General features: G+C 45.7%; 20 protein-coding genes. 10 read left to right on the forward strand and 10 right to left on the reverse strand.

Annotated elements, in window-relative coordinates:
• Positions 1-1593 carry a thiamine/thiamine pyrophosphate ABC transporter permease ThiP gene (thiP, locus tag VER99_RS01605; RefSeq protein WP_020335829.1) on the forward strand — a complete coding sequence of 531 codons (1593 nt, stop codon included), beginning with the start codon at positions 1-3 and terminating at the stop codon, positions 1591-1593.
• Positions 1587-2291 carry a thiamine ABC transporter ATP-binding protein gene (gene thiQ / locus VER99_RS01610; protein ID WP_020335830.1) on the forward strand — a complete coding sequence of 235 codons (705 nt, stop codon included), beginning with the start codon at positions 1587-1589 and terminating at the stop codon, positions 2289-2291. Before thiP ends, thiQ begins: the two co-directional genes overlap by 7 nt.
• Positions 2292-2366: 75 nt before the next feature.
• Here thiQ and VER99_RS01615 read toward each other — a convergent pair whose 3' ends face one another.
• From VER99_RS01615 to argR, 4 genes are all read right to left on the reverse strand, one after another.
• The gene (locus VER99_RS01615; protein WP_014230704.1) at positions 2367-2804 is read right to left on the reverse strand and encodes a universal stress protein; all 438 of its coding nucleotides are present in this window, start codon (positions 2802-2804) and stop codon (positions 2367-2369) included.
• 43 nt (positions 2805-2847) lie between these two features.
• The gene (locus VER99_RS01620; protein WP_020335831.1) at positions 2848-5427 is read right to left on the reverse strand and encodes a TRAP transporter permease; all 2580 of its coding nucleotides are present in this window, start codon (positions 5425-5427) and stop codon (positions 2848-2850) included.
• A 468-nt stretch (positions 5428-5895) separates the two neighbouring features.
• The gene (locus VER99_RS01625; protein ID WP_014230706.1) at positions 5896-6864 is read right to left on the reverse strand and encodes a TAXI family TRAP transporter solute-binding subunit; all 969 of its coding nucleotides are present in this window, start codon (positions 6862-6864) and stop codon (positions 5896-5898) included.
• A 402-nt stretch (positions 6865-7266) separates the two neighbouring features.
• On the reverse strand, positions 7267-7737 hold the full coding sequence (argR, locus tag VER99_RS01630; RefSeq protein ID WP_014230707.1) for a transcriptional regulator ArgR: 471 nt from the start codon (positions 7735-7737) through the stop codon (positions 7267-7269).
• 358 nt (positions 7738-8095) lie between these two features.
• Here argR and mdh point away from each other — a divergent pair, with 358 nt between their 5' ends.
• Positions 8096-9031 (forward strand): malate dehydrogenase, encoded by a 936-nt coding sequence (gene mdh / locus VER99_RS01635; RefSeq protein ID WP_014230708.1) that lies wholly within the window; start codon positions 8096-8098, stop codon positions 9029-9031.
• Between the two features lie 113 nt (positions 9032-9144).
• The gene (locus VER99_RS01640) at positions 9145-9336 is read left to right on the forward strand and encodes a hypothetical protein (RefSeq protein WP_014230709.1); all 192 of its coding nucleotides are present in this window, start codon (positions 9145-9147) and stop codon (positions 9334-9336) included.
• Between the two features lie 123 nt (positions 9337-9459).
• Here VER99_RS01640 and ispB read toward each other — a convergent pair whose 3' ends face one another.
• Positions 9460-10431 (reverse strand): octaprenyl diphosphate synthase, encoded by a 972-nt coding sequence (gene ispB / locus VER99_RS01645; RefSeq protein ID WP_014230710.1) that lies wholly within the window; start codon positions 10429-10431, stop codon positions 9460-9462.
• A gap of 256 nt (positions 10432-10687) precedes the next feature.
• Here ispB and rplU point away from each other — a divergent pair, with 256 nt between their 5' ends.
• The 6 genes from rplU to folA all read left to right on the forward strand — a co-directional run bounded on the left by rplU (position 10688) and on the right by folA (position 14733).
• Entirely contained in the window at positions 10688-10999 is a 312-nt protein-coding gene (rplU, locus tag VER99_RS01650) for a 50S ribosomal protein L21 (RefSeq protein ID WP_005383096.1), read from the forward strand.
• A 20-nt stretch (positions 11000-11019) separates the two neighbouring features.
• Positions 11020-11277, forward strand: coding sequence for a 50S ribosomal protein L27 (gene rpmA / locus VER99_RS01655; protein ID WP_005383095.1), 258 nt, complete (start codon positions 11020-11022; stop codon positions 11275-11277).
• 210 nt (positions 11278-11487) lie between these two features.
• Positions 11488-12663 (forward strand): Obg family GTPase CgtA, encoded by a 1176-nt coding sequence (cgtA, locus tag VER99_RS01660; protein WP_020335833.1) that lies wholly within the window; start codon positions 11488-11490, stop codon positions 12661-12663.
• 307 nt (positions 12664-12970) lie between these two features.
• Positions 12971-13774: a threonine/serine exporter family protein gene (locus VER99_RS01665; protein ID WP_020335835.1), complete on the forward strand. Its 804-nt coding sequence runs from the start codon at positions 12971-12973 to the stop codon at positions 13772-13774.
• Positions 13771-14244: a threonine/serine exporter family protein gene (locus VER99_RS01670; RefSeq protein WP_014230713.1), complete on the forward strand. Its 474-nt coding sequence runs from the start codon at positions 13771-13773 to the stop codon at positions 14242-14244. The genes VER99_RS01665 and VER99_RS01670 overlap by 4 nt, the downstream gene beginning before the upstream one ends.
• Before the next feature lie 9 nt (positions 14245-14253).
• Positions 14254-14733, forward strand: a complete 480-nt coding sequence (gene folA, locus VER99_RS01675) for a type 3 dihydrofolate reductase (RefSeq protein WP_014230714.1) — start codon at positions 14254-14256, stop codon at positions 14731-14733.
• A 73-nt stretch (positions 14734-14806) separates the two neighbouring features.
• On the opposite strand, the gene apaH is transcribed toward folA, so the two are convergent.
• The 5 genes from apaH to surA all read right to left on the reverse strand — a co-directional run bounded on the left by apaH (position 14807) and on the right by surA (position 19153).
• Complete coding sequence (apaH, locus tag VER99_RS01680; protein ID WP_014230715.1) at positions 14807-15613, reverse strand: bis(5'-nucleosyl)-tetraphosphatase (symmetrical) ApaH; 807 nt, start codon at positions 15611-15613, stop codon at positions 14807-14809.
• 16 nt (positions 15614-15629) lie between these two features.
• Entirely contained in the window at positions 15630-16010 is a 381-nt protein-coding gene (gene apaG, locus VER99_RS01685) for a Co2+/Mg2+ efflux protein ApaG (protein ID WP_020335838.1), read from the reverse strand.
• Positions 16011-16075: 65 nt separating this feature from the next.
• On the reverse strand, positions 16076-16885 hold the full coding sequence (gene rsmA / locus VER99_RS01690) for a 16S rRNA (adenine(1518)-N(6)/adenine(1519)-N(6))-dimethyltransferase RsmA (RefSeq protein WP_014230717.1): 810 nt from the start codon (positions 16883-16885) through the stop codon (positions 16076-16078).
• Positions 16882-17880, reverse strand: coding sequence for a 4-hydroxythreonine-4-phosphate dehydrogenase PdxA (gene pdxA / locus VER99_RS01695; protein WP_020335840.1), 999 nt, complete (start codon positions 17878-17880; stop codon positions 16882-16884). The genes rsmA and pdxA overlap by 4 nt, the downstream gene beginning before the upstream one ends.
• Positions 17870-19153 (reverse strand): peptidylprolyl isomerase SurA, encoded by a 1284-nt coding sequence (gene surA / locus VER99_RS01700; RefSeq protein ID WP_014230719.1) that lies wholly within the window; start codon positions 19151-19153, stop codon positions 17870-17872. Before surA ends, pdxA begins: the two co-directional genes overlap by 11 nt.
• Positions 19154-19184 lie beyond the last annotated feature (31 nt).

Below are 19184 nucleotides of genomic sequence, written 5' to 3' on the forward strand. Positions count from 1 at the left end.
TTGAATACTGTACCCAAATTAGGCATAGGGGTCGCGATAGTCATCGCGGCCTTTGTTCTTTCTGCGCTGAGTGCTTTAGCTTTTCAGGCTCCGTCTCTGGATGTGTTGCTGATTTGGCATGATCCCTATTATCAGCACGTTACTAAGTTCAGCTTCTATCAGGCTTTTTTATCCACGTTGATTAGTGTGGGTTTAGCGATTCCCGTCGCCCATTCGCTTTCCCGCCGTGAATTTTTCGGTAAGTCATTACTGCTCAAACTGTTCGCTTCCACCTTAGTTCTGCCTGTTTTAGTCGGTGTTTTTGGATTGTTGTCGATATATGGCAACAGCGGTTTGATTGCCCAATGGTTACAAACCCTTGATGCCAAGCTGCCATTTTCTATCTATGGCTTGAACGGTATTTTACTTGCGCATGTGTTCTTTAATCTGCCTTATGCTGCGCGGTTATTGTTGCAAACACTGGAGTCGATTCCTGCTGAGCAACATAAGCTATGTGCTCATCTCGGCATGAGCCATTGGGATAAGTTTCGTTGGGTTGAGTGGCCTCGATTAAGACAACAATTGCCACATGTAAGCGGCCTCGTTTTTATGCTGTGCTTTACCAGTTTTGCCACGGTGATGGCTCTGGGAGGCGGGCCTAAATCAACCACCATTGAGTTGGCTATTTACCAAGCGATAAAATTTGACTTTGACCTGCAGGCCGGCGCGCTACTAGCACTGTGGCAAATGTTGTTGTGCGGAGGTATCGCGATAGGCGTTCAGAAGCTGACAAAGCCAGTTTCTATAAGCTCTGGCAGCACATCGGTACAGCAATACTTAACGAAGGATCATGGGTGGTCAAAAGCTTGGGATAGCTTTTGGATCATGGGTGCATTTTTACTGGTTATCCCACCACTTGCGATGGTGATTCTAAGCGGAATAAATCAACAGGTTGGCTCGGTATTAAATGACGAACGTTTTTGGTCTGCGCTATTTAACTCTTTAAAAGTTGCAGCAATGGCGAGCACTCTTGCAGTGGCTGCTGGCGTTTCCATTTTGCTCACCAGTCGGCGTTGGCGTCTGGAGTATAAAAACTCACGGGCGGATCACATTGAGTTGGTTGGTACCATTATTTTGGTAACGCCGGGTCTGGTGATCAGCACTGGTTTGTTTTTGTTGCTCCGTTCCTTTACCGATGTTTTCAGTCTGGCATTTTTTGTCGTCATACTTGTCAACGGTTTGATGGCGCTGCCGTATGTGATTAAGACGTTAGCACAGCCGATGTTACACATTGAACAGCAATATCAATACGTTTGTGCCAGCTTAGGAATGCGAGGCTGGCAGCGATTTAAAGTTGTGGAATGGCGAGCACTACGTAAACCTTTTGCTCACGCTTTCGCAATCAGCTTTATGTTTGCGATAGGGGACTTAAGTGCGATTGCGCTATTTGGCGGACAAGAATTCAGAACCTTGCCGCTGTATTTATTCCAACTGCTCGGCAGTTATCAGATGGAAGCGGCAGCGGTGGTTTCGGTCACCTTACTCTTGCTTAGTGTTGGCTGCTTTACTCTGATTGAAAAAGTATTAAAAACGAAGGAGAGCGCACAATGTTAGTGTTAGATGATGTGCAATACACCTATCAAAGTGAACTGTTTCGTTTTGATTTGACCATTGAGCACGGTCAGATTGTCTCGTTGATGGGGCCGAGTGGGGCGGGTAAATCGACATTGTTGGCACTGGTCGCTGGCTTTATCCATCCTGACCAAGGGGATATCCAAGTTGATGGCGAATCCATTGTCGGTAAAGAACCTTATCTGCGTCCATTCTCAATGTTGTTTCAGGAGCATAACTTGTTTGCTCATTTGTCGGTGCGCGACAACATCAGTTTAGGATTGCATCCGGGCTTAAAGCTCACCGCAGACCAAAAGCTTCAGGTTGAGCAAGCCGCACAGCAGGTTGGTGTTGCAGAGTACCTCGAACGCTTGCCTGAGCATCTCTCTGGTGGTCAACGCCAACGTGTTGCGTTAGCACGTTGTTTTGTCCAGCCTCATCCAGTGTGGCTGTTAGATGAACCTTTCTCTGCGCTCGATCCTGTGCTACGTGAAGAGATGCTTAGCTTAGTGAAAAGGTTGGCTGCAGAGCGGAGAATTACCGTACTTATGGTGACCCATCATCTCAATGATGCAAAAGCCATAGCAAGTCACTTTGCGTTTGTTGCGGGTGGAAAAATTGAGGCGGCAGGTGAGATAGGTCAGCTCTGCGTGACACATTCAAGTGAGGCTTTACAAGCCTTCGTTCGGGCCGCTGGGTAAGCTCTATTGGGTTAGAAAAACAAAAGGTTGATGTAAACATCAACCTTTTTCTTTTGTCTCGATCGTTTAGTGACTTTAGCTTTGTGGCTTCACTACCATCACGTTGACGGGAGAATACTCCACCACCTTGCTGGCTACAGAGCCGAGCATCACTTTATTGATTTTCGAACGCTTGTGGCTTGGCATGATGATCAGGTCAATCCCTAAACGCTTAGCGTGTTCAATAATGGTCGTGTACGGTTTACCTTCTGCCACGTGGATACTATAGGTGACGTCTTCCTTGATGTTGTCTTCCGCAAACGTCGTTAACTGCTTTTCGACATCTTGCTTCATCTTTAGGGCAGCATCTTTCGGAAAGTAAGTCGCGACCATCGACATATGGATTCCAGGTACAACCGTCAGCAAATGGATGACCGCATTCGCTTGCTTCGCATGCCAAACAGCCAGTTCAACCGCTCGGTCTGAGAAGCCTTGATCATTAAGGTCTACCGGAACAAGAATTTGTTTATACATTCAATTTCTCTCACTCAGCCCCCGGTCTCCCGGGGGGAATCGTTTAGGCGCTCAGTTGTTCTTTGCGCATACGACGTTTCTGGTTCATCGCTAGTGCCAGCAGAATCAATAAGCAAGGCACAAACACCCACTCTTTCATTGGGCGATCAGCGTCTTGAACGACCGATTTGATCTCCCAGTCAAAATCGATACCAGAGGATTCAGCAGGGCTACCAAATTCCACCATATCAACGATCATTTTGCCGTCGTTTTCGACCAGCATCAGACCCATTGATGAGATACGTTCTTCTGCGGTTGTTGCATTGTCGTCAAACGGCAGCAGTACGGTTTTTTCAACGTTCTCACCTTCTAGGTTCTGTCCAGCGACACGCAGCTCGATTGATTGTCCCACACTTAGTCCCTCGACAATTTGAGCCACTTCAACCCCTGGGGAAAGTACTTTGGCAGGGAACATCATGTCCCACCAGAATCCCGGGCGGAAGAAGGAAAATGTCAGTACCAATAATAGGACGGTTTCCCACCACTTATTGCGAGTAAACCACCAACCTTGAGTAGCGGCGGAAAATATCAGCATCGCGATAATGGAGGATATGATGGTCAGGGCTAAATGCCACCATGTGTCAATACCCATCAATAGCAGTTGGGTATTGAAGACGAACATGAATGGCAAAATGGCGGTACGGATATCATAGGTGAAGCCCTGAATACCGGTACGGATCGGATCTGATTTCGCAATGGCTGCAGCAGCAAAGGCGGCTAAGCCCACTGGTGGTGTATCGTCGGCCAAAATACCGAAATAGAACACGAACAGGTGAACGGCAATCAGTGGGATGATAAGCCCATGTGCCGCGCCAAGCGTGACAATTACTGGAGCCATCAGCGTCGATACGACGATGTAGTTTGCCGTGGTAGGAAGGCCCATACCTAATACCAAACTGATCACTGCGGTGAACAGCAGCATCAGGAACACACTACCACCAGAGATGAACTCGACAAAGTCAGTCATGACCAGACCGATACCTGTCAGTGTTACCACACCTACCACCGTACCAGCAGCGGCTGTCGCCACACCGATACCAATCATGTTACGCGCACCAGAAACCAAACTTTCCAGAAGATCAATAAAGCCTTCTTTCGTCTGTTCTCCAATACCACCTTGTTTAGATAGCAACGCAATCAGCGGGCGTTGCGTTAACAGGATGAAAATCATGAACACGGTCGCCCAGAATGCAGATAAGCCTGGAGAGAATCGCTCGACGGTTAAACACCAAACCAGAACCACAATTGGCAGTAAGAAATGAAGACCCGATTTTACTGTTGGCCCCGGTTCAGGTACTTCAGTCAGCTCTTCATCGATATTGATCGCGCCATCTTTGGTGTGATTCGCCGATACTTTAACTAAAGCAACATAAGCAATAAGAAGAGCAACCATCACGATAGGTGTTGCAGCCTCACCAAAGACATCTTTCGTCCAGCCTACGCCGTAGTAAACCAGCGCACTGATGACACAAAGCCCTAAAATGGTTCCGGTGAACGACAACATGCTTTGCAGCATGGTTGGGTTATGACGACGAGGTAACCCCGTCATGCCTGCTTTACATGCTTCAAGGTGAACGATGTAAATCAATGCGATATACGAGATAAGCGCTGGCAGGATTGCCGCTTTGATAACTTCAACGTACGAGATCCCAACGTATTCCACCATCAAAAATGCAGCGGCACCCATGATAGGAGGCGTCAACTGACCGTTAGTAGATGCTGCTACTTCTACCGCACCTGCTTTGGTTCCCGGGAAACCAACGCGCTTCATCAAAGGAATCGTAAAGGTACCGGTAGTTACTACGTTCGCAATCGAAGAGCCTGATACAAGGCCTGAAAGACCTGAAGCCACAACGGCCGCTTTTGCCGGACCACCTCTCATATGACCTAATAGTGAAAAGGCCACTTTAATGAAGTAAGCACCAGCCCCAGCTCGTTCTAACATCGCACCAAAGAGTACGAACAAGAATACGAAGGAAGTCGAAACGCCCAAAGCCACACCAAATACACCTTCAGTTGTTAGCCATAAATGAGACATCGCTTTATTCAAGCTCGCGCCTTTATGGGCAATGACGTCTGGCATGTATGGACCGGCGAAGGTGTAGGTAAGGAATACCGCAGCGACAAGCATCAGTGGTGGACCAAGTGCACGTCGTGTTGCTTCCAGAAGAAGCACCATACCAATCACGGCGACAACAATGTCAGGCGTGGTTGGCGCGCCTGAACGTCCGGCGAGTTCCGTATAAAAGAGATAGATATAAGACGCTGAAAAGCTACCAGCAAGCGCAAGAATCCAGTCGACAGCCGGAATATGATCGCGTGGGGAATTTTTCATTGCAGGATAAGCAGTGAAAGCCAGAAAGATCGCAAACGTTAAGTGAATCGCACGAGCTTCAGTGTCATTAAGTACGCCAAAATTAAAAATAAATGGTAATGGTGATGCATACCATAACTGAAATAGTGACCAACACAGTGGGACAAACCAGAGGATTCGTCCTTGTATGCCAGATGGGCTACGTGCCCCTGTGTCTGCCTGAGCCACCATATCTTGCACATCTTGTGACGGGGCTTTGTTCGTCGCCATGTACTTTTTCCTTATTATTGATGGTTCTGCCTGTTTTATATGTCGAAAACTCACTTCGCCTCTATCAGTGTAGTGAACTGAGCGAAGTTTGCAGTCGAGTATTCCGCTGCCTGAAATTTAAATGAGGCTCGTTAGAAGCTCTGAATTGGCGGCGTTAAAGTGTTTTCTTGGCATGAGTGTGAGGTTTTAGAAAAACCGACGAATATACCCAGATGATTTCCAGATGCAGGGTTTATCGCTGTCTTCATGGAGAAATGAATCAACGGCAAAACTGACAAATGTCGGGTGACTTACCATGACTTTGGAATGTTGCAGGCTCTCAAAAATCAGAACAAGTCAGTCACATTAAGTTTGGCATCCAGAAGCGCCTTAGGTAATAAACAAAGTATGCTGGCGATCCTGCGACAACCAGCATACTTAATCAGGCAGAAACCACGTGTTTCTGCCTTGGTTTAGAGTCCGTGGTGCTTATTTTAGCAGTCCCACTTCCTTGTAGTACTTAGCCGCGCCTGGATGAAGAGGAATTGAAAGACCTGCTTTCACCATGTCTTCTTTTTTCAGGTTCGCGAAAGCTGGGTGCAGGCGTTTGAATGTGTCGAAGTTTTCGAATACTGCTTTTGCAACATTGTATGCCACTTCATCAGAAACGTCTGTTGAAGTAACCATTGTTGCAGCTACACCAAAGCTCTTCACATCTTGATCCGTACCACGATACATGCCGGCAGGTACTGTGCTGTACGCGTAGTAAGGGGTACTTGAAACGATCTTGTCGATCTCAGGACCAGTCGCTGGAACTAGCTTCGCATCACATGACGTGGTTGCTTCTTTGATTGAACCATTTGGGTGACCAACCATGTAAATGAACGCGTCGATTTTGTTGTCACAAAGTGCTTGAGAACGCTCAGAACCTTTAAGCTCTGAAGCTAACTGGAAGCTATCTAGGGTCCAGCCCATCGCGTCCATCACTACGCCCATTGTTGCACGGTCACCAGAACCTGGGTTACCGATGTTGACGCGTTTACCTTTCAGGTCTTTAACGTTTTCGATGCCAGAGTCTGATCGAGCAATGATGTTGAAAGGTTCAGTATGCAGAGAGAACATTGCGCGTAGCTTATTGTACGGGCCTTGTGCAGCAAACTCACTCGTACCGTTGTAGCCATGGTACTGCCAATCCGACTGAACGATACCGAAGTCTAATTCGCCAGCACGGATAGTGTTAACGTTGTAAATAGAACCACCAGTCGACTCAACCGAACAACGAATGTTGTGATCTTTACGACCTTTGTTGACCAATTTACAGATAGCACCGCCAGTAGGATAGTAAACACCTGTCACCGAGCCCGTACCGATAGTAATAAACTCTTGAGCGTTAACTGCGCCTGCACCCATAACGGCTGCAGCGATAGCGCCTACTTTGAGTAGTTTGTTAAATGCCATGAAATTCCCTTCCTTATATTTCATTATTTACCCGGAAATAACCATCAATCACTTCTGGAGTTTCCTGTTTGGAAACGGCATCTTTTCCAATCCAATTGTTTGAAAAAGCGAACAAATCATAACAAAAAATTGGCAGAAAATTATCCGACTGTTAAAAGTTATAGCGAATAAACCTGAAGATTGCGTTAATAGCCAGTGATTAAGTTGTTATTTTATTTCTTTTATAACAGTAGTTTACGATTGAATGAGGGGAAAGGAAGGAAAAATTAATAGCGTGATATACATCACAAAAAAATGATTAAAAAATAACCTTAAAACGCGATAGGGGAAGGAAATTGTGAGCTACAGAATAGGATTTATCTTATAGCTCACAATCAGTTAGGTGACTTCAACCTACAGTTGTTAGCCAGTGTATTCGAACAGTTCACACACGGATTTGAACAACTGCTCTGTCGATACTGGCAACGTCGGAGTGATAAAGATAGTGTCATCACCAGCGACAACACCCAAGATGCCTTCAGATTTGCCAAGAGAGTCCAGCATACGAGCGATAAGCTGCGCAGCGCCAGGACCAGTGTGGATAACAACTAACGCAGCATTGTGGTCGATATCCAACACGAGTTCACGCAAAGAACTGCTTGTCGTTGGGACACCCAGTTCTGCAGGAAGACAGTAAACCATTTCCATTTTTGCATTACGGGTACGAACAGCACCAAACTTAGTCAGCATGCGAGACACTTTAGATTGGTTAATACTTTCAAAACCTTGCAGTTTTAGAGCATCAACAATCTCGCCCTGTGAGCCAAAGCTTTCTTCCTTTAATAGGGCTTTAAAAGCTCGAACTAGGTTATCTTGTTTTTCAGTATTGCGCATAGTCATTATGATTCTCTTAATTACGGATCAGCAATTTTGCATATTCTCGCATATATATTCAGACAGTTCCAAAAAGTCCCGAGATAATGCTAGTTACATCACTGTAAATTATAAACAGAATAGTATTCCATTTAACGGTGAATCATACATCTGTTTTATTTCCCGTAATCTATTGTCATTTCAAATGAATAAAAGAATAATCCAACCGTTTGTGTAGCACGAAAATGCGGATTTGCGCGAGGTCGCAAAGCTGGCGTTAATTGATTGTAATCAAGTTGTGATTCCTATAGCTTTACTTGGTTGGTTAAAAACTACCCTACAAATACATTTATAAAAAAATACTCTCAAGGAGAACTACATGAAAGTAGCCGTTATTGGTGCCGCTGGCGGTATCGGTCAAGCCCTTGCCCTTTTACTAAAGAACCGTCTTCCTGCTGGTTCTGATTTAGCCCTATATGATATTGCCCCTGTAACTCCAGGTGTTGCCGCTGATCTGAGCCACATCCCAACACCAGTATCGATCAAAGGATACGCAGGTGAGGATCCAACACCTGCACTGGAAGGCGCAGATGTGGTTCTAATTTCTGCTGGTGTTGCACGTAAGCCAGGTATGGATCGTGCGGATCTATTTAACGTTAATGCTGGTATCGTTAAGGCATTGGCTGAGAAAATTGCTGTAGTTTGTCCGAAAGCATGTGTTGGTATCATCACTAACCCTGTGAATACTACTGTGCCAATCGCTGCAGAAGTACTTAAGAAAGCTGGCGTTTATGACAAGCGCAGACTATTCGGTGTAACTACACTTGACGTTATTCGTTCAGAAACCTTCGTTGCTGAGCTGAAAGACAAAGATCCAAGTGATGTTCGTGTACCAGTTATCGGTGGTCACTCAGGCGTGACTATTCTTCCTCTGCTTTCTCAAGTAGAAGGCGTTGAGTTTACTGCTGAAGAAGTTGAAGCACTGACTAAGCGTATCCAAAACGCGGGTACTGAAGTCGTTGAAGCGAAAGCGGGTGGCGGTAGTGCAACTCTATCTATGGGGCAAGCAGCGTGTCGCTTTGGTCTGTCTCTAGTACGTGCTCTTCAAGGTGAAGAAGGCGTTGTTGAGTGTGCTTACGTTGAAGGTGACGGTGAGCACGCACCATACTTTGCTCAGCCAGTGAAGCTAGGTAAAGAAGGTGTTGAGGAAGTACTAAGCTACGGTGCACTAAGCGACTACGAAAAGTCTGCTCTAGACAACATGCTAGAAACGCTAAATGGTGATATCAACATCGGTGTTGAGTTCGCTAAGTAAGTTTAAGCGTTTATACGTTTATAAAAAGCCGATCTTAGGGTCGGCTTTTTTGATCCCTTCATTCTGTCTGACGTAAAAGGTGTAACGCCAACAATGTCAATCAGGAGTAGGGTATGGAAGCAAGTCGAATCCGTAAAGGCATGGTTGTAGAGTGCCAACAAGGTGTCGGTACGATTCTTGTCGTTGATCGTGAAGCAGAAACCGTTTTACTGGCTAAACAGGGAACTGACCAGCAAATCGCAGTCACGTTTGACGAGATAGAAGATGACCCGCAGCTACACGGAGGGAGCGACCGTTATTATTAGCTGAGCAAACAACACTGGAACGAGAAAAGGAAGAGCGTGCTCTTCCTTTTTCTTTTCAGCCTTAAACCACCAACGTTGGTCGGTAGTTATAATTGATCGCCTTGCTGGTCCAGTTAGCAGTGCTTATCGAGTGCGTTTAACCGCTACATGAGCCAGTGTAACGAGTGCTTCTTTATACTCTGACTCAGGCAGTACAGACAGCTCCGCGATTGCCTTGTCGGCTTCGTCGAGGGCTTTTTGAGTAGTGTACTCTAAAGAACCTGCTTCTTTCATGACAGCGAGGATATCGTCAAGACGATCCATTCCGTTTGCTTTCTCGATCGCTTCGCGGATCATCTGAGCATTTTCAGGTGTCGTGTTTCTCATCGCATGAAGTAGAGGAAGGGTAGGTTTACCTTCTGCTAAATCATCGCCAACATTTTTACCCATGTCTTCGCCATCTGATGTGTAGTCCATGACGTCGTCTATCAGTTGGAATGCGGTACCTAAGTACTTACCGTAATTCTGTAATGCAATTTCAACGTGCTCAGGGGCATCATTCAGGATGGCACCAATTTGTGTCGCAGACTCAAACAGGCGTGCCGTCTTAGAGTAGATGACCTGCATGTAGCTTTCTTCGGTCGTGTCAGGATCGTTACAGTTCATTAATTGCTGAACTTCACCTTCGGCGATCACGTTTACGGCGTTACTCATTAACTGAAGGATCTTCATGGATCCTAGCTCAGTCATCATCTGGAATGAGCGAGTGTAGATAAAATCCCCAACTAGCACGCTTGCTGCGTTGCCAAAGGCAGCATTTGCGGTCGCTTTACCACGGCGCATATCTGACTCGTCTACCACATCATCGTGCAACAGCGTTGCTGTATGGATGAACTCAATAAAGGCAGCAGCCATGGTATGACCGCTGCCTTGATAACCAAGTGCACGGGCCGACAAAATCGCCAATAGTGGTCTTAGGCGTTTGCCTCCACCACTGACGATATAGAAACCGAGCTGATTGATTAAAGAGACATCAGAATTTAGTTGGGCTTGAATTGTTTCATTCACTTTTGCCATGTCATTGGCAGTAAGCGCTTGGATAGTTTTAAAATCCATTGTATATCCGGCTGAAGTTAGACCCTGCAAGGCTTATTCGATTTATATAATTGTCGAATAATACACTAAAAAACGTTGATTAATACATTACTAAAGGGCATGATTGCCGCACTTTTCTTTGGCGATTAGCTTTTCGCCAATTTTTTCAAAATATGGCTTGTCATAGGGACATCTCTTCTGTAGAATCTGCGCCCTATTGATGATTAGTTTAGCGCACACCCTCACGAAAGGCTGTGCGGAAAAAGCGGAGTAAAATATGTACGCTGTTTTCCAATCTGGTGGTAAACAACACCGTGTAAGCGAAGGTCAAACTCTTCGTTTAGAGAAATTAGACGTTGAAACTGGTGCAACTGTAGAATTTGATAAAGTTCTTCTTGTTGCTAACGGCGAAGACATCAAAGTTGGTGCTCCTCTTGTAGAGGGCGGCAAAATTGTTGCTGAAGTTGTACAACACGGTCGTGGCGATAAAGTTAAAATCGTTAAGTTCCGTCGTCGTAAGCACTCTCGTAAGCAACAGGGTCACCGTCAGTGGTTCACTGAAGTGAAGATCACTGGTATCAACGCTTAATCTATTAGGAGAGTTTAACAATGGCACACAAAAAAGCTGGTGGTTCTACTCGTAACGGCCGCGATTCAGAAAGCAAACGTCTAGGTGTTAAGCGTTTCGGTGGTGAATCTGTACTTGCAGGTAACATCATCGTTCGTCAACGTGGTACTAAGTTCCACGCTGGTAACAACGTAGGTATCGGTAAAGACCACACTCTATTCGCTCTTACTGAAGGTAAAGTGAAGTTCGAAGTGAAAGGTCCTAAGAACCGTAAGTTTGTTAGCATCGAAGCTGAGTAATTAGTTTTTAACTTAATTACTTAATAGCTTTAAGCTGAATTCAAAAGCCCTGCCGAATCGGCGGGGTTTTTTATTTGTAGGCAGTCGACATATCGAAACTTCTCGGTAGATCCAAAGCGATTCGAATCTGGGAGTTTAGATCTGTCATCTGCTAAAATTGTCGGATGACAAAGTAGATTTAATCCACGCACGAAGTAGTCGGAGTAAAAGATGAAGTTCGTAGATGAAGCTGTAGTAAAAGTTCAGGCAGGCGACGGCGGTAGCGGCGTTGTTAGTTTCTGGCGTGAAAAATTCATCACTAAAGGTGGTCCTGATGGCGGTGACGGTGGTGACGGCGGCGATGTATATATCCAAGCTGACGAAAACCTAAACACCCTAATCGATTACCGTTTCCAACGCTTTTACGAAGCAGAGCGTGGAGAAAATGGCCGCGGTGGTAACTGTACTGGTAAGCGTGGTAAAGATATTGTGATGCGTGTGCCAGTTGGTACTCGTGCAGTCGATATTCACACTAACGAAATCGTTGCAGAAGTTGCTGAACACGGCAAAAAAGTAATGGTAGCTAAAGGTGGTTGGCACGGTCTGGGCAACACGCGCTTTAAGTCTTCTGTAAACCGCGCTCCTCGTCAGAGAACGTTGGGTACTAAAGGTGAAGTTCGTGAAATTCGTCTAGAGCTATTACTGCTTGCTGACGTTGGTATGCTTGGCTTGCCAAACGCCGGTAAATCAACCTTTATTCGCGCTGTATCTGCTGCAAAACCAAAAGTGGCGGATTACCCATTTACGACGCTTATCCCAAGCTTAGGTGTGGTTAGTGTTGTACCTGAGAAAAGCTTTGTAGTTGCGGATATCCCTGGTCTGATTGAAGGTGCTGCGGATGGTGCAGGTTTAGGTATTCGATTCCTGAAACACCTAGAACGTTGCCGCGTTTTACTGCACATGATCGATATCATGCCGATTGATCAGTCTGATCCAGTGCAAAACGCACTAACGATCATCGATGAGTTGGAACAGTACAGTGAAAAGCTAGCTGATAAACCTCGTTGGTTGGTGTTCAACAAAGTTGATCTAATGCCGGAAGAAGAAGCGAATGAAAAGATCCAAGAGATCTTGGATGCGCTAGGTTGGGAAGACGAATACTTTAAGATCTCGGCAATCAACCGTTCTGGTACGAAAGAACTTTGTTACAAGCTGGCAGACTTTATGGAAAACCTACCTCGTGAAGAGGAAGAAGTTGCTGAAGAAGATAAAGTTAACTTCATGTGGGATGACTACCATAAAGACGCAATGGCTGGTAAAGACGTTGTTACTGAAGATGATGACGACGATTGGGATGACTGGGACGATGAAGAAGATGACGGTCACGTTGTCTACGTTCGTGACTAATTTTATCATCCGGTAATAATTACCAAGAAAATTTAATCAAGCCGCAATGCCTATTGCGGCTTTTTTTGTATCTAATCATATTTAGATGATGTGATTTACGGCACAATAATACTCATGCCAGTAATGTGTGATCATAAAATTGCGTAGGAAACATCGTTTAAAGCAAGGAAGAATGTGCGGTATTTAGTGGTTCTAATTCTAATATTCTCACGCGACTATAGGCGATTTGGTCCAGCAAGAATGATTTATTAATTTCTGGAACTAGTATCATTAATTATGCAGACCCTAAAAGGACTTAGATGTATCTATGGCATTAGAAACTATACCTACCACAAAGGTATCGGTATCAAATCAAAGGGCGATTTCTCGCCTTGTTGCTCAAGCTGGACAGATGTTGCTTGCTCATGGTGCTGAAAGTACCTTAGTGAGCGATATCATGCGCCGCATTGGCCTTGCTTGTGGTGTTCATGAAGTCGCGGTAGCACTCTCTGCAAATGCACTTGTTGTAACCACGCTGATGGATGGGCATTGTATTACCACGACACGAAGTTGCGTCGATCGTGGTATCAATATGCGAGTTATCACGCAAATTCAGCGTATTTGTATCATGATGGAACGAGGGTTGCTCGATTCAACCATGGCGCAGAAAAAGCTTAATCATATCAGTCCTGAGCGCTATAACCGCTGGCTGGTGGTCTTTATGATCGGACTATCGTGTGCGGCATTCAGTCATTTAGCGGGAGGGGATATAAGCATATTTTTCATGACTTTCTTGGCCTCTGCTGTCGGCATGATTGTTCGCCAGGAAATTGGCCACCGTCATTTCAATCCTTTACTCAATTTTGCCGCTACGGCATTTGTGACGACCTTAATTTCTGCGCAGGCGGAAATCTATCAGATTGGTAACTTGCCTACGGTCGCGATGGCATCGTCAGTGTTGATGCTAGTGCCGGGCTTCCCATTGATTAACTCAGTAGCCGACATGCTCAAAGGTCATATCAATATGGGGATTGCCCGCTTTGTCATGGCGAGTTTATTAACGCTTGCGACCTGTTTAGGCATTGTGGCAGCGATGAGTGTGACCGGGATTTGGGGATGGAGCATCAGATGAGTACTGTCGATTTGCTGGTTGGATTATTAAACGACATGTTTTTTGCCGCTATTCCGGCAGTGGGGTTTGCATTGGTCTTCAATGTGCCGCATAAAGCATTAATCTATTGTGCAGTAGGCGGCGCGATTGGTCATGGTAGTCGTTATTTAATGATGCAGTTTGGGATTCCTATTGAGTGGGCAACCTTCTTCGCTGCGACCTTAGTTGGGATGATTGGTGTGTATTGGTCTCGTCGCTTTTTGGCCCACCCAAAAGTATTCACCGTTGCTGCTCTGATCCCTATGGTTCCCGGCGTGTTTGCCTACAAAGCCATGATTGCGATGGTAGAGATAAACCATTTAGGTTACTCACCTGAGCTACTTGCGACGTGCATGGAAAATTTTCTTAAGGCCATGTTTATTATTGCAGGTTTAGCCATTGGCCTTGCTGTTCCGGGGCTGTTATTCTATCGCCGCAGACCGATAGTATAAGGACCCAACATGATCATTAGCATGATTGCCGCGATGGCAGACAATCGTATCATTGGTAAAGATAATCAAATGCCATGGCACTTGCCGGCTGACTTCGTATGGTTTAAGCGTTGCACCATGGGTAAGCCTGTCGTCATGGGACGCAAAACGTATGAGTCTATCGGACGTCCGTTGCCAGGTCGTCTTAATATCGTTATCAGTCGTGATGAATCTCTAAGTATCGAAGGAGTGACGACAGTGACGTCCATTGATCAAGCATTAGAGGTTGCGGGTGATGTGGAAGAAGTGATGATCATTGGTGGTGGAGCTATTTATTCAGCCTGTCTACCACTTGCGACGAAGTTGTATGTGACACATATTGAGGCCGCTATCGAAGGTGATACGCAGTTCCCTGATTGGGGGAATGAGTTTAAAGAAACTTATTCTGAAGCGTATCAAGCGGATGAGAAAAACGCCTACAACATGCGCTTTACGATTCTGGAAAAATAATGGTTATAAAAAAGCACCGCGAATGCGGTGCTTTTTGTTTGTCGTGTAGGTTTATGTTAAGAGAATGAATCGCTTAACTTAATGCCTGTTGGGTAAAGATTTGTTTATCTTCCCAACGGATCATGGTCAGTTCTCCACCCCAAACACAGCCAGTATCCAGACCAATCACTTCTTCATCGATATGGCCTTGTAATGCCGCCCAATGTCCGAATAGGACCGTCTTGCCTAGCTCCACTCTCTGTGGAAGATCAAACCAAGGAATTAACTCTTCATCTGTCACTTGTTGTGGCGGAAGTTTGCAATCCATGTCCAGGCGTCCATCCGGAAAACAAAAGCGCATACGCGTAAATGCATTGATGGTATAGCGATAGCGATCTAACCCTGTCAGAGAATCATCCCAGTAATCAGGTTTGTTACTGTACATATTGTGCAGTAGCCACGATAGGTGATCACTTTGCAGGATGTTTTCTACTTCGCGTGCGCATTGGCGGGCTGTTGCCAAATTCCACTGTGGTGAAATTCCGGCATGGCACATAACGAAGTCATCATGCTCCGCAAGAAGCGGTTGCTTAGAGAGCCATTGCAATAACTTTTTACAGTCTGGGGCCGAAAAGATTGGGGCGGTTCTGTCTTTATCTTTCAATTTCTTAACGCCATGAGCGACGGCAAGTAAATGCAGGTCGTGATTGCCAAGTACCACTTTCGCACTGTCACCCAATGATTTAACAAAACGTAAGGTTTCTAACGACTTAGGTCCTCTGGCGACGAGATCACCCGCTAGCCAGAGTTGATCATTCTTGGGAGAGAAAGATACTTGTTCTAATAGACGCTGCAGTTCTTCAAAGCAGCCTTGGATATCACCAACAATATAGGTAGCCACTGACTCTCCAATCTTATTAATTTAAAACATTCGGAATGGCAAGACGGAACGGTTCTATTTCAGCGATGAACTCCTGACCATGTTCATCTAGCATTTTATAGTGTCCCTGCATAACACCGACGGGTGTTTCTAGCGCAGTCCCACTGCTGTAGGTGTATTCATCGTTACTTGGAATAAACGGTTGCTGGCCAACCACACCATCGCCTTCAACGGTCATCTGTTTGCCATTAGAGTCGGTGATCAACCAACGACGGCTAATCAATTGCACAGTTTGGTGGCTCAGGTTTTTAATCGTGATGGTGTAGGCAAAAACGTAGCGTTGTAGCTCGGGATTAGACTGTTCTTCGATGTATTTGGTGTGAACTTGAATTTTAATGCAGGGTTGAATGACGTCCATGTACACTCCTTGGAAAAATTAGCAATAAGCCAAACCGACAGGGTTTGGCTTATTGTTTGGTTTACTTAGTGCTGTGGGTTATCCGCCAGCCAGTTCGCCATCGCGACGAATTGCTCTAGCGTCAGGTTCTCTGGACGCATACTTGGGTTGATTCCCAACTCTTCCAGCACTTCTGTACTCAACAGTGATTTGTAGCAGTTACGTACGGTCTTACGGCGTTGGTTAAAGCCTTCACGACATACTCGATCCAGTAAGCGTAAGTCTTTAGCTGGACATGGTAGTACTTCGTAAGGAACCAGACGAACGACGGCTGAGTCTACTTTCGGTGGCGGTACGAATGCTGTTGGTGGCACTTCCAGTACTGGTACCACTTTACAGTAGTACTGAGCCATGACCGTCAGACGGCCGTAAGCTTTGCTGCCTGGACCTGCTGCCAAACGGTTAACCACTTCTTTTTGAAGCATAAAGTGCATGTCTTGAATGTCTTTATGGAATTCAAAAAGATGAAACATCAACGGGGTAGAGATGTTGTACGGCAAGTTACCGAAGATACGTAGCTTGTTGTTCGGTTTTACGAGCTGTGTGAAGTCGAAACGCATCGCATCGCCTTCATGAATCGTTAACTTGTCCGCCAGCTCTGGGTGGTTACGTAAACGCTCTGCCAGATCTCGGTCAAGTTCGATAACGGTGAACTTGTCGACTTCACGGCCGACAGGTTCAGTAATAGCGCCCAGACCTGGACCGATTTCAACCAGATTCTGGCCTGGTCTTGGGTTAATCGCTGATACGATACCATCAATAATGTATGGATCGTTCAGGAAGTTTTGACCAAAACGTTTACGCGCTTTGTGTCCTAAATGGACATCATTTCTCATTGTTTCTTCTCTACCAATTCTATCGCATGCGTGAGCGCTGTTCGGAAACTCCCTGTATCCGCCTGACCTGTCCCTGCCAGATCTAATGCAGTACCGTGATCCACCGATGTTCTAATAAAAGGTAGACCAAGCGTAATGTTTACTGAACGACCAAAGCCTTTGTATTTTAAAACTGGCAATACTTGATCGTGGTACATGCCTAAAACAGCATCAGCATCGTTTAAATATTTGTCATTGAAAATGGTATCTGCCGGCAATGGGCCGATCAGATTAAACCCTTTTTCTTGTCGAATCTTTTCCAGTGTCGGAGTGATGGTTTCGATCTCTTCACGACCTAAACAACCATCTTCTCCCGCATGTGGGTTAAGCCCGCAAACATAGATGTTTGGTTGCTTGATGGCAAATTTTTCAACGAGGTCTTTATGAAGAATATCGATGATTTTCTCTAATCGCTCTTCAGTGACGGCTTTTGACACATACGCCAAAGGAATATGTGTGGTTACCAGCGCAACACGCAGTCCTTCCGTCGCCAGCATCATCACAACTAACGGCGTATTAGACTTCTCGGCAAAGAATTCAGTATGTCCACTGAATGCAACGCCAGAGCGATTGATCACCCCCTTATGAACAGGGCCGGTGACAATAGCATCAAATTCGTCATTCATACAGCCTAAAGCGGCTCTTTCTAGCGTTTTTAATACATAGTGGCCATTCGCTTCATTGAGCTGGCCAGCAACCGCGCTTTCTGATATTTCAACATGATCAACGATAAGCGTGCCGGCTTTCTGTGCTTGTGGCGCTTCTTCTGGATTATAATCAGAGAGTTGGACATCGATACCAAGTAATTTGGCTCGCTCCATTAACATGTTCTTATCTGCGCAGACGACGATTTGGTGTGCCCAGTCATCTTTTGAGAGAGCAAGCACTAGGTCAGGGCCGATACCCGCAGGTTCCCCTGCGGTCACGACAATTCTGCGGACTAAATTAGTTGTCATTGCTGTCATCCACGATTTCAACAAACGCACTTGCACGCAGTTCCTGCATCCATGCGCCTGCTTCTTCATTAAACTTACGGTTGAAGAGAATGCGGTAAGCTTTATTCTTCAATGCAGAGTCTGTACGGTCAACCTGACGGCGATCCAGCACTTCTACGATATGCCAGCCGTGAACGGTTTTGAATGGTTCACTGATCGAACCCACTGGTAGTGTTTCTACCTGATGTTTAAATTCAGGTACGTAAAGGTCCGGAGTTTGGTAACCAAGTTCACCGTTCTGAGCAGCAGAGCCAGGGTCTTGGCTGTATTGAGACGCTAACTGAGCAAACGTTGCTTCACCTGCTTTAATGCGACGAGCATATTCATTTAATTGTTTTTTAGCACCGTCATCACTCAGGATAACCGTTGGTTTGATCAGGATGTGGCGTGCGTTAACTTCCGTTACTGCAACAGTTTCCAGACCTTTTACATCGTCAATTTTCAGGATATGGAAACCAACACCACTACGGAATGGACCGATGATGCTGCCTTTGTTCTGCATATTGATTTGGTCGGCAAAGATGGTTGGCATTTCCTCTTTGCGCATCCAGCCCCAGTCACCACCTTGCAAGGCTTTTGGCCCTTTAGAGTAGGTGTAAGCCATTTCAGTGAAATCAGCGCCGTCATTGAGTTTTTTGGCCAGCGCTTTTGCTTCTGCTTCTACTGCCGACTTTTCTTGATCATCAGAGAAGCGCAGCTGGATATGGCTGATTTTGTATTGAACCGTGGCGTTGGTTTCTTGTGATAACTGTTCTGAAAGGCTGTCTACTTCCGCAGGCAGAATGTTTACACGACGACGCACAAGCGCGTTACGTGCTTCTGACGCTGCAATTTCCTTACGGATTTGCTCGCGGAATTCTGTGTAACTTAGCCCTTCGCTTGCAATCGATGCCGTCAGTTGCTCCACACTTTGATTGTTGTTGCGTGCAATCTCTGCAATTGCCTGATTAAGGCGGCTATCGTCGATACGAACGCCGATACGATCCGCTTCCTGGCCTTGAAGCGTATCAAGAATCAGTTTTTCTACTACTTGATCATGCAAAACCTGGGCAGAAGGTAGGCTTTTACCACTTTGGCGAGCATTGGCTTGTAGCGTTTTTAATGCTGTGTCGATATCACTTTGTAGAATGACACCGTCATTAACGATAACAGCAACCTTATCAAGCTCTACTGGTGCTGCAACGGCTCCGCAAGAGAGTAGGGTCGTAAATAAGATTGATTTCCAAATTTTCATTTAAAATTCCGTCAGTATTTTTAATTAGTGT

The organism is Vibrio natriegens NBRC 15636 = ATCC 14048 = DSM 759, from assembly GCF_035621455.1.
GTDB lineage: Bacteria > Pseudomonadota > Gammaproteobacteria > Enterobacterales > Vibrionaceae > Vibrio > Vibrio natriegens.